The organism is Labilithrix luteola (genome assembly GCF_001263205.1).
Classification (GTDB): domain Bacteria; phylum Myxococcota_A; class Polyangia; order Polyangiales; family Polyangiaceae; genus Labilithrix; species Labilithrix luteola.
Map to the genome: position 1 here is coordinate 4,479,176 of NZ_CP012333.1, position 12,271 is coordinate 4,491,446.

The window sequence follows — 12,271 nt, forward strand, 5'->3', positions numbered from 1 at the left end:
GAGAACACGAGAGTCCCCCCGAGCCTACGGCGTCGAGACGTCGTCGGAGCCGACCACGCGCGCGCTTCGGCTCCATGTGGACGAATGAACCTTCTTCACACGCTCAGCCTTCGGCGTGCAGCGCGTCGAGCAAGGTTCGGGCGCTATGCAGGTTCGGATCGTCGTCGATCGCGCGCTTGAGGAGCATCATGGCGCGCTTCGGATCACCCTGAGCGCGCGCGATCTCGCCGAGGTGCTGGTAGGCGAGCGCCCGGGGGAGCGGCGCCGGTGCCTTCAACATGGTGACGGCACGAAGGGCGCGCTGCGCAACCTCCCAGTTTCCAAGCTCCATGGCGAGGTAAGCGAGCTCGGAAGCCACGTTGCCGTTCTGCGCGTCCATGTCGAGCGCCGTCGAGAGGTGGGCAAGCTCCGTGTTGCGATCGCCCTGGAACTCCGCGATGCGCGCGAGCCGGTGGTAGAGCGCCGAGAGCTCCCTTGCGCGACGGCCCTTGAAGGTGGCGATCGTGCGGGTGAGCAGGTCGTTCGAGTCGTCGATGCGTCCTGCGCCGACGTACGCGTCGGAGAGGAGCGCGGCGCAATCGAGGTCGGAAGGACGCAGCGCGTGCGCCTCTTCGAGCGGCGCGATGGCCAAAGACACGCCGATCTGTGCGGTCTGCGCGGGATCCTGCGCTTGCTCGAGGAACAGCTGGCCGGCGCGCATGAGGCCCTCGAAGCGTGGCGCCACGTCACCTGCCGCACGCGCCTCTTCGAGCGTGAGCTCGGCGAGCTCCTTGAGTGCGCCGAGGCGGTCATAGAGCCACGCGAGGCGCTGGCGAAGCAGCACGTTGTCCGGCGCCGCTGCGCGTGCGCGTTCGAGACCGCCGCGCGCATCGGAGAGCCGGTCGGCCTTCTCGCACGTCTCGGCGAGCTTCAGGGCGGCGATCACGAGTTCTTCGCCCTCCTCGAGACCGACCAGGCGTCGATACGTGGCGCTCGCCGAATCCCAGCGCTCTTCGAGCTCGTCGACGTAGGCAATCGCGCGAAGCGTTGCGCGGTCCTTGCTGTCGGCCTTGAGAAGCTCCGTCAGCACGTTGCGCGCTTCTTCGATGTCGCCCATCTCGCGACGCAGCTCCGCGACGCGGAGGCGATGACCTCGCCACGACGCGGCATCACCGCGACCTGCGGCCGAGAGGGCGAGCTTACCGAGAAGCTCCGCGAGCGGTCCGCGCACGTCGTACAGGCCGTGCGCGAGCGCTTCCTCGTAGTCGGCGAGCGCTCCCTCACCATCGCCGAGGCGCGAGCGAACCGTGGCGCGCTTGCCGACGAGGCCGAGGTGCGTGGGATGCTCTGGCGTGATGCGCGCGAGCGCCGTGGAGAGCTCCTCGTCGGCTGAGCGCAGCTCGCCGGAAGCGATGAGCACCTCGACGAGGTCACCGAGGAGCTCGAAGTCGTCGGGCTCGACCTCGCGCGCTTCCCGAAGAACGCCTGCCGCGCGCTCCGGATCGGCGAGCTCCTCGCGGTAGACGCGCGCTGCATCGCGCAGTCGTGCGGCCTTGGAACTGGCATCCGCGCGACCACGTGCATCGAGCACGTAGAGCTCGGCGAGCTTCTCGTATTCGAGCTGTTCGCGATAGAGCGCCTCGAGGCGATCGCGCAGGGTGCGGCTCTGCGGGGCTGCCTTGAAGCCGATTTCGAGCGCACGGACGGCGGCCTCGGCTTCTCCCGCCTGGCGACGGATCTCGGAGAGCTCGAGCGCGAGCGCCTCGGCGTCGTCACCGGTCTCGAGCGCGAGGCGGCGCTCCATGATCTCGGCGCGAGCTTCGGGCTCGTTCTCCTGCTCGTGCAGTCGCTCGAGGGCGACGAGCACCTCGCGTGCGTTCGGATCCCAGTCGAGAGCCGTGTAGTAGACGTCGCGGGCGGCCTGGCGATCGCGCTTCTCGAGCAGCTGCCCGAGGCGACGCGAGAGCGAGCCGACGGCCTCCGAGTCGCCACGATCCTTGGCAGCGTCGAGCTGCTTGGCGAGGAGCTCGGCGAGATCGTCTTCGCGGCCGGTCCGCTCGAGGATCGAGCCGAGGAGGATCGCCGCCTCCACGGCCGTGCTGTCTTCGTCGACGATCTCACGCAGCTCGTTGGCGGCGTCTTCGTCCGACAGTCCGAGCTTGGCCATCGCGATGCGAACGCGTTCGAGACGGAGCCGCGAGCGCTCCTCCATGTCGTCGACGAACGCGGCGACCTCGGCGACGAGCGCAGAGAGCTTCTCGTAGTCGCCCATGCGACGGTACACGTCGAGCAGGGGAGACCACGCTTCCTTGTCCTCGGGCTCGCCCTCGTGCAGCTGCTCGTAGATGGCGGCGGAGAGGTGCAGATCGTCGAGCGTTCCGGCGGCGAGCGACGCGACCTCGAAGAGAAGGCGTCGTGCTTCGTCCGGCTCGGCGAGCTCCGCCGCTTCGCGCTTCAGCAGAACGGCGTCGCGAATGCGCCCGGAGGTCTCGTTGATTTGCGCGAGCAGCGTGAGCGCGAACACGCGACCATCGCGGTCCTCGCTGGCACCTTCGAGCCACCGGCGAAGAAGCGACTCGGCGAGCGGTACGTCGGCGAGGTTCTGCGCGATCTCGACGGCCTCGCGCATCGAATCCGACGAGGCGTTGGGAAGGCTCCACTTGCGAACGAGGGCGTCGACGAGCGAACGTTCGCGTCCATCGGCGCGCGTGATGCGCTCGTACAGCTCGATGACGCGGTTGCTCGTCGGGTGAACGTCGGCCGCTCCACGCAGGAGCTCCTCGGCCCGGTCCGCATCGGGCTCGGCGTCGAAGGCCTGCTCGAAGGCGTCGCATGCCGCGTCGACGTCGCCGGAGCGGAAGCGAAGCTGCGCGAGTCGGTAGAGCGCCGGTGCCGACGTTCCACCGCGTTCGGCATCGAGGGCCACACGCATGCCGAGCACGCGTGCCTGACCGGCGTAGTCACCCAGCTTCTCGTAGACGCGATCGAGCGCGGTGAGCGCATCGACGTCGTCGGAGCGAATCGCGAGGGCGCGCTCGTAGTACGAAGCAGCTTCGCGATCGTCTTGGCGCTCTGTCTCGGCGATTCGCGCGAGGCGCATGAGGAGCTCGCTCGCGACCTCGGGTCCGAGAGCGCCATCGGTGAGTGAGCGCACGCGGTCTTCGTAGGCCTGCGTCTTTCCGAGGACCGCTGCGAGCCGGCGAGCCGCGTCGTGTGCGTCGTTCGAGGCGGGATCGAGCTGCAGCGTGGCAAGGCGCATTTCGAGCGCGTCATCGGCGCGACCGAGGTGCTCTTCGTAGAGGCGCCCGAGGTCGGCGTAGACGTTCGCGGCATCGGGGATGCGTTCGAGGAGCGTCGCGAGCTTGCTCGCGTCGAGGCTACCGTTCGAGTGACCCGCGCGTGCGAGGCGCGCCTCGAGGGCTCGCGCGAGGCTCGCGTGATCTTCGCTCGCGCGGAGGGCTGCTTCGAGGCGACGTGCCTCGACGACGTTCTCCATGCCGAGCTCGAGAGCCGATTCGAGGATCTCCTTCGCGCGATCGGGTTCGCCCTGACGCTTCGCGATGCGTGACAGCTCGAACATGACCTCGGAGCGCGTCACGGGCGCGTCTTCGGTGGGCTCTTCCTGGCGGCGCAAGACCGTGAGCAGCGCGCGGTACGAGCGTTCGGCGCGATCGAACTGGCCGTCGTCGCGAGCGAGCTCGGCGAGCGTGCGGAGGATGGCCGGGTTGGCCGGGTCGATGCGCGTGGCGGCGTCGAGTTCGACGAGCGCACGTGCGCGATCGCCCGTGGCGAGGTCGAGCCGTGCGAGGTGGTAGTGCACGGGCGCGCGCTCTTTCGGGCGCCGGCCGCCGAACGCGTCGATGAGGAGGCGCAGGATGCCACGTGCCTCCTCGAAGCGATTCGCGGCGCCGAGGGCATCGGCGAGCGCGAGCTTGATTGCGTTGTCGTCGGGGGTGAGGTCCGAAGCCTGCTCGAGGAGCGGGATGGCGCGCTCGGGATCGCCATTCTTCGTGCGATGCAGCTCGGCCGCCTCGCGAAGACGCGAGAGGCGCGTGGCCTTGTCGGGCGCGTGGGCGGCGCCGTCCGTGAGGAGCTCGGCGAGCGAGAGCCAGGCCTGGTCGCGGCGGTAGATCTCCGCGAGGCGCATGCGCACGTGATCCGCTTCGGGATCGCGCGACACTTCGGATTCGAGGCGCGCCTGCGCATCGGCCTTGCGACCGGCGGCGGTCAGCGCATCGGCGAGGCGGAGCGTGACGCCCGCGCGTTCGCTGTCGAGCGCGAGATCGCGCAGCCGATCGAGGTAATCGGCGGCGGACTCGAAATCGCGCGTGGTGGTCGAAAGACGTGCGAGTGCATCGAGCGCGGAAGGCCGCGGCTCGAGGTCGACGACGCTGCGGAGGTGCTTGATCGCGCGCCCGACGTCGCCAAGCTTGTTCTCCGCGACGTCGGCTGCCTGCGCGTGGAGGTCCGCGGCCATCATGCCCTCGCGGGCTTCCTCCGCGAGGCGAGCCTGGGACGCGAAGAGGGCTTCGAGCTCCTCGTGCTTCGACTCTCGCGTGAAGAGCGTGGCGAGGCGCTTGACGGTCTCGTCGTGACGACGCGACTCGGCGAGGTTCGCCTGCAAGGTGACGATGGCCCGTGAGACGTCTTCCAGGGAGTCTTCGAGCGCGGCGATCTCCAGCCGGAGCCCGAGTCGTTCGAACTCGTTGCGTGCAGTCTCGACGAGCCGTCGCTTCAGCGCGAGCAGCTCGTGGTGCCGGTTGCCGCTCTCGTAGATCGCGATGAGCAACGACACGGCGCGATCGTCGTGCGGATCCTCCTCGATGAGCCCGAGGTAGATGCCGGTCGCCCGGTCCGAAGCAGCGAGCTTATCGGCCGCGATCTGCGCCGCTTCGTGACGGAGCGAGCGCGACGTGTCGACCGACCAGGGGAGGGCCGACGCCTCGACGAGGAGGCTCACCACGCGTTCGTGATCGCCCTCGTCGCCGTGGATTCGAACGAGCTCGCGCGCGGCGCGGTCGACGTAGCTCTCGGGCGAGTTCGTCGAGCCGGCCAAGACGCCTTCCGGCGTTCCGTTCGTCCAGCGTTCGATGGCGAGACGGAGCAGGCGCTCGAGAATCGACTTCGACAGCGCCCGATCGCCGACGCTTGCGACGGCCACGTCGGCGGCTTCGCTGAGCAGATCGAGATCGCCGCCGGTGGTCTCCGAGAGCCGAAGGAGGCTCTCGACGAGCGGGCGACCCTTGGCCCGACGCTGCAGCCGCGCGAGGTCTGCGAGAAGGTCGGCGTTCGTCGCGTCGTGTGCGAGAGCGCGCGTGTATGCCGACTCGGCCGCGTCGGGATCGCCTCGACGATCGCGGTGCCACACGGCCACGGTGGCCTCGAGGTCTCGCGCGAGCGACGAGCTGAGGCCGGAGCCTTCGTTGACGAGCGCGGCGACGGAGACGGTGATCGCGTCCCAGCCACTCGCCTGCGCCGCGGCGTCTTCCACTGCGGAGACGATGTTCGGATCGAGCGCATCGAGGGCGCGCGTCGCCTCGACCAAGGCCTTCGCGGCGGCATCCCAGCGTTGCGTGCGACCGGCCACGCGAATGGTGGCGCGTGCGACCTCGAGGTCGCTCGGCGAGTCGTGCGCGACCATGACGAACGCGTCGAGCGCCGCGCGGAGCTCTTCGAGGCTGTCCTCGAGGACCTGACCCATCTTGAAGCGTAGCGACGGCACCCAGGGCTCGTTGCTGGCCGCGTTGTCGATGCATTCGCGGAGGGCGTCGGCGAGCGAACGGAAGTTGCGCGTCGCTTCGGCCAGGCGGAAGAGCTCGCCGAGCGTGGTTTCGTCGCCCGGATCGAGCAAGAGTGCGCGGCGCACGAGCGCGAAGGCCGCTTCGTTGTCGTCGGCGCGCGTCTCCGAGATGCGCGCGGCCTCCATGAGGATCGCGATCTGCTCGGCCGCGCCCTTCGCACAGTTGAGGCGGTGCTCGGTGAGGTCGAGAACGAGCCGCCAGTCGTCGGCTGCGTAGTACGCGACGAGGAGCACACGAACGACGTCAGGCCTGTATTCAGGGCGCTTCAGCAGCGCGCGAAGTCCGGTGCGCGCGCCTTCGCTGCGCGGATCGTGTCCGAGCGCCGCTTCGTAGCTCGCAATCGCTTCGGGCAGCGCTTCGAGCTGTTCACGCTGCACGTCACCGAGCTCGCGGAGCACGTCCGCCTTCTCGACGAGGTTCGGCGTGCGCTCTGCCGCTTTGGCGAGGAGCTCGGCGAGGTCGTTCCAGTGGCGCGTGGTTCGATAGAGCGCGGCGAGTGCGCGTGTGCTCTCCTCGGAGTCGCCGAAGTCCTGTTCGATGCCACGCCAGGAGGCGATGGCTTCGTCGATGGCGTCGAGCCTCTCGCTCTGGATGCGTGCAACACGCACGCGATCGCCTCGACGCTCGCCTTCGGAGTTGCCTTCGAGGCGCGAGCGCCTGTCGAGCACGTCGATGAGGTTTCGCCACTTCGAGGCCTTCTCGAAGAGGGCCACGAGGCCGTCGAGCGCCTCCGGATCGTTCGGCGTGGTCTCGAGGCGGCCTTCCCATGCCCAGATGGCGCGGTCGTCTTCCTCGAGGCTCGTCGCGAGACGAGCCGCTTCGCCGAGCACGTGGCTGCGGATGTCGGACTGTTCCTCGAGAATCGCGAGGCGCTCGAGGATGTCGAGACGCTCGGCCTTGCGACCCTCGGTCTCGAGGAGCGGCTCGATGTTGCGGCACGCGGACAGCACCGCGTCGTCGGCGATGGGATTGACCGAGAGAACGCGGAAAAACAGCTCGATCGCGCGCGGCCTGTCACCGATCTTCTCGGCACTGACCACGCCCGCGTGCATGAGCAGCTCGACCTTCAGCGTGCCGTCGGCGCAGTCGTCGGCGGCCGAAACGAGCACCTCGGCGAGCCGATCGTAGCGACCGATGCGCGCCGCGATGGCTGCGAGCTCGGTACGGTGGGCCGGGACCTCCGGCTCGAGGAGCACGAGCTGTACGAAGTGCTCGAGCGCGCGTTCGTCGTCGCCGAGCTGACCATAGATGGTCGCGATCTGGTGGTGGCGCCGGATGCGCTCCTTGACGCTCCTGACGGCCTCGAGCTCCACCTCGAGGACGCGCGCGAGATCGGCCTCGCGACCGGGCACGCCGTAGCGCTCCTTGAGCAGGGCCGCCGCGCGCTGGCGAACGAGGCCTCGCTTGCCGGCCATGGGCATGTACGAATCACGTCGTCCCCCGTCGGGCGGCGGGAGGATCGACTCGCGGACCTCCGCGGTCTTCGGTGCCGCGGCGAGAACGCGCTCGAGCAAGTCGGTGACGTCGATTCCGAGATCGTTGCCGTCGACCTGGTGAGCAAGGAGGTCTTCGATGACGATGATCGCGCTCGACGCATCTCCGAGCTCGCTGAGCCAAAGACCGGCGATGCGCGCGCGTTCCTTCTGACCTTCTTCGAAGGGCAGGGCGGTGACGCGTGTGCCGAGGAGCGTGATGAGCTCGCGATGGCAGCCATGACGCTCGTAGAGGCGCTCGAGTGCCGCTTCGAAGCGTGCGTTGCCAGGCTTAAGGTCGAGCAGCTGCTCGAGGTAGCCGATGGCGCGCTTCGAGTGGTTGGCGAAGTCCTTGGCGATCTGCGCGGCCTCTTCGAGCAGCTCGATGCGCCGCTCGCGATCCGCGTCGCGCGCGGCGCGATCGTAGAGGGCGAAGAGATCGTCCCAGCGCTCCTGCGCGTCGAAGATCAACTTCAGCCGATCGAATGCCCAGGTGTCGGTGGGTTCGATCTCGAGGAGGCGCTCCAGAATCCCGACCACGCGGATTCCGTCTTCGAACCATTCCTCGTAGAAGGCCACCGCGCGCTGACCGAGCTCGACGGCTTCTTCCCTCGGAAGATTCGTCTGCAGAACGTCGTGATAGAGCTGCGCGAGCGGATCCGGGCTCGAGAGCTGACGGGCCGTATTTTCCGCGCGATCCCAGAGCGAGGCATGACGCGGGAGCTCGCGCGCAGCGTCGAGGACGACCTGGAAGCTCTCCTCGTCGCGTCCGAGCTCGGCGAGCAGGTCGAAGAGGCGCTCGTACTGGCCGAGCCGCGCGTCGACGCCTGGTTCACCGTGGTCGAGAAGGCGACGAAGGATGTCGACGCGTCGCTCCGGATCTTCGACCGCGTCGAGCGACTTCTCGAGCACCTCGGCGGCATGCCCGCCGACCTGCGGATCGCGAAGCAGCTTCGCGGCGAGTTCGAGTGCTGCGGGGTCGTGCGGCGCGATCTCGAGCACGCCGGCGACGCGGTCGAGCGCTTCGCGGGCACGGCCCGGTCGATCGGCCAAAATGGCTGCAATCTGCACGTCGAGGGCATTGCGTGCTTCGCCTTCGGACACGCTCCGTCGGGCGATGAGTGCCGCCAGCGCGCCTTCGACGTCGCCTTCGGCGAGCGACAGGCGCGACACGGCGGAGAGCGCCTCGAGATCGTCTTGTTCGAGCTCGAGCACGCGTCGATAGAGAGCCAGAGCGGCCTTCGGATCGGCGAGCTCGGTCTCTTCGGCGACGGCAGCGGCGAAGACGAGACGCGCCTGCTCCTCGGGCTTGGCGCGCTCGATGCGGAAGCCGTGGAGCCAGCGAATGTCGGCGGTGCGCTCGGGACCGTTCGGCATCGCGCGGAGCAGTGCCTCGAGCCCTCCGGCGGCTGCGCCGAGATGCGGCTCGCCTTCGGCCTTCTCGAGGACCGCGCGGAACGCCGCGGCTGCGTTGCCCGCGTTCGAGGGATCCGCGGCGAGCGTGCGGGCCTTGGCGAGCGCCAGATCGAGCGAGGTGCTCGGCGAGAGCTCGGAATGCTCGGCAAGCGCCATGTCGATGGCGTTCGCGAAGTCGGCCGTGCTTTCTGCGCGAACGGCGAGTGCCTCGGCCTCGGCGAGCACGCCTTCGTCACTCGGCGTGAGGGCAAATGCGCTGCGAATCGCCTGGAACCCGAGCGCCACGTTGCCGAGGTGATCGGCGTGCGTGCGCGCGAGGCGCCGGAGGAGAAGGACCTTGTCCGACGGATCGGCGGTCAGATCGAGCAGCATGCCGACGAGGTCGGGGAGCTTGCTCCACGACTCGGCTCGCTCGTGCAGCTCGACGAGCTGATTCGTCGCGTCGGCGTCGCGTGGCTCGATGCCACGAAGCCGATCGAGCAGCGCAACGGCCTCCGCGTCGTCGCCAACGCCTCGGGCGATCTCGGCGGCCTGCCTCAAACGAACGATGGCACGCGCCGAATCGCCGGCGCGTTCGGCGAGCGTGGCGAGGCGCGCGAGACACTCGACCTGCTGTTTCGGATCGGCACTCTCGCGAACGCGTCGCTCGAGGAGGGCGCGGAGCAGATCCATGTCGCCGAGCGTGTTCGCCACGCGTTCGACGAGATCGAGCTCGAACGCCCCCAGCTCGGAGTCTTCGAGAAGCGCATGTGCGTTCGAAGCGGCGCGCTCTGGCTGACCGTGGCCCGACGCGACCTCGGCGAGCTGCGCGCGAACGGCGCGGGCCTCTTCCTTCGAAGCGGCGCGCGGCAAGCGGTCTTCGAGGATCTTGCACAGCTCGTCCCACTCGTGGGTCTCCGAGTAGAGCTCGACGAGTGCATGGAACGCCGTGATGTCATCGGCGTCGTCCTTCAGGGCCCGCTTGTACGCGAAGATGGCTGCGTCGGGGTTGGCGAGCTCGTGGCGCTCGACGGCGCCGATGCTGTGAAGCAGCTTCTGGCGGCGCGCGGCGTCGGGGTTCTGCTCGAGGGCCGCGCGGTAGAGGGCGACGCGTTCCTCCGGATTTCCCTGTTCGCGAAGAAGCTCGTCGACGCGGCCGATGAGCTCGGTGGACGACGGATCGTAGGCGAGCGCGCGACGCAGCGCAGCGAGTGCCGCCGCTACGTCACCTGCCGCGGCGTGCTCTTCGCCCACGCGTTTGGCGAGCGTGAGGAGGAGGGGAGAGTCAATGGTGCGATCGCCGAGGGCCTTGGCCAGGATCGACGCACGGCGCTTGCCGTCGGCTTCACCCGCGAACGCGTCGAAGCGACCGAGCCAACCCGGAACGTCCTGATCGTGCTCGACGGCCTCGGCGAGACCGCGCCCCACGAAGTCGAGGGCCTTGTCGCGTGACGTGGCGACGGCGACCTGCGCCGCTTCCTCGAGCGCCGCGAGCCGATCGGTGACGGATTCGGAGAGTTGGGACTTGATGTCGAGGATGCGAACGAGGTTCTGCTCGTCGTTCTCGGCGCGGTAGAGCGGCTCGAGAACGGCGGCCGCCGCGAGACGGTGCTCGCCGGTGACGAGGAGCTTCTCGAGCGTGGTGCGGCTCGTCTTCTCCTGCGGGTCACCTTCGAGGGCGCGACGGAACGCGTCGATGGCGCCGTCGGTGTCGCGCATGCGTGTAAGGTACACGGTTCCGAGGCGAGCCTGGATCGGTGCCCGCTCCTCGGACGGGGCGAGGCGCGCGTCGTTGATGAGGGCGACGGCGAGATCGCTCCACTGCCGCTGCCCTTCGAGGATCGGCATCCACTTCGCGTACACGTCGCGTGCGGGGCCGTACGTCTCGATCATCGTGCGCCAGGCTTCGCTCGCGCTGGCAATGTCCTTCGTCTTGGTGCTCAAGACGTCGGCCGCGCGAAACGACAGTTGGCGAGCCATGCTCCGATCGGGCAGGTCCTTCGCGCGCTGCTCGAGCACGAAGGAGAGATCGAGCCATTCACAACGGGTCTCGTAGAGTGGCTCGAGAGCCGCGAGCGCACGATCGCGCGCCGGGGTCTCGACGAGCCTGCGCCACGCGCCGATCGCTCGTTCGACGTCGCCGCTCTCGCTCGCGAGCTGGGCCACGCGTTCGTTCGCTCGTTGGCGCTCGGTCTCGTCGACACCGAGCTCGCCGATGCGCGCGAGAACGTCGGCCAGGTTCTTCACGTCGTTCTCGCCCTCGTACACGCTCGCGAGAGCGCGTGCGGCGACGAGGATGGCGCCGGGATCCGAGGTCTGCGCGGCGAGGACGCCCGCCAGCGTGGTGCGCGCGCGCTTGGCGTCGCCGCCGCGCAGGAGAAGCTCTCCCATCTCGGCGGTGATGCGCGAGCGGACGCCCGTGTCCTTCGCGACAGTCGAAACGCGCGCGAAGGTGCGCGCTACTTCGAGCGGCCCCTTCAGCTCGCTGCCGAGCGCGATGTACCGAGTTCGGAGCTCGTCGTCCGCCGGATCGATGCCGAGGGCCTGCTCGAACGCCTCGAAGGCGCCGTGAAAGTCGGAGAGCTCGTCCTGCTTGAGGATGCCGATGCGCCGGAGCACGTCACGGCGCTTGGGACCACGCGTGTTCTCGAGCTCGATGGCATAGAGGCGCGCGCGTTCGTCGGTGGTAACGGCGCCGGGGGCCAGCGCACCGGCGGCGCGTGCGGCGAGACCTTTGCTCTCGAGCAGGCGCGTGGCCACGCGACGCGCTTCGGGGTGTGTGGGATCGACCGCGAGGAGCGCCTCGACGTGAGGCATCGCGCGCTCCGGCTCCTTGAGGTGGTTGGCGAAGACGTCGATCAGCTTCGCGCGGATGGACGCCGCGTCGAGCGGGTCGGGCGGCTCGGCGGAGAGCGCCTGCTCGAGCATGCGCGCCACGTCGCGGAAGCGGTTCGCTTTGACGTAGCGAGCCTCGAGGAGGTTGCGGAATCCCTCGTCGCCCGGCTCCATGCGAACGAGCTGCTGGTAGGTCTCGATCGCCTTGTCTTCGAGACCCGCGTTCTCGTAAAGGGCTGCCGCGCGCGAGAGCAGGATGACCTGTTCCGGCTTCGGGCGATGAGCGGCTGCCGTGATGCTGAGATCGGCGAGCTTCTTGTGGTCTTCGGTTCGCGTCAGCTGCGCATCGATGCGCTCGAACGCGCCCGCGTGCGCAGGGAACACGCCGAGGGCCTTCTCGAGATACGTCGTGGCGCCGAACTCGTCGCCGAGCACGTCGCCGAAGAAGGTCGCCGCGCGGTAGTAGAGTTCCGCCTGGATCGCCGGGAGCAGCGTTCGCAGCTTGCGACCCTGCGCGATCGATTCGTACGCGAAGGCGAGCTCGGAAACCCGTTCGTCGCGGACTGCAGCGTTGTGGAGCTCCTGCCAGATCTCCGAATCGATCTGGTTCTTCGACACGGCGGCAAGGAGAGCGTCGAGGATTTCCTCTTCGTTCTCGAGCTTCGCGTCGAACGACAGAATACCCACGCGTGGTTGGCGAGGCGGCGGCGTCGTTTGCATGAGGGAGGCGTCTGGGCGAGGCAGGGGCGAGGACGGGCGAGGCAGCGAAAGACTGCGTGCGAGCTCAGA

The 12,271-nt window shown here is 68.8% G+C and carries 1 protein-coding gene; it reads right to left on the minus strand.

Annotated features, from left to right (window positions below):
• Window positions 1-103 precede the first annotated feature (103 nt).
• Window positions 104-12,169, minus strand: a complete 12,066-nt coding sequence (locus AKJ09_RS19945) for a tetratricopeptide repeat protein (protein WP_146648789.1) — start codon at window positions 12,167-12,169, stop codon at window positions 104-106.
• Window positions 12,170-12,271 lie beyond the last annotated feature (102 nt).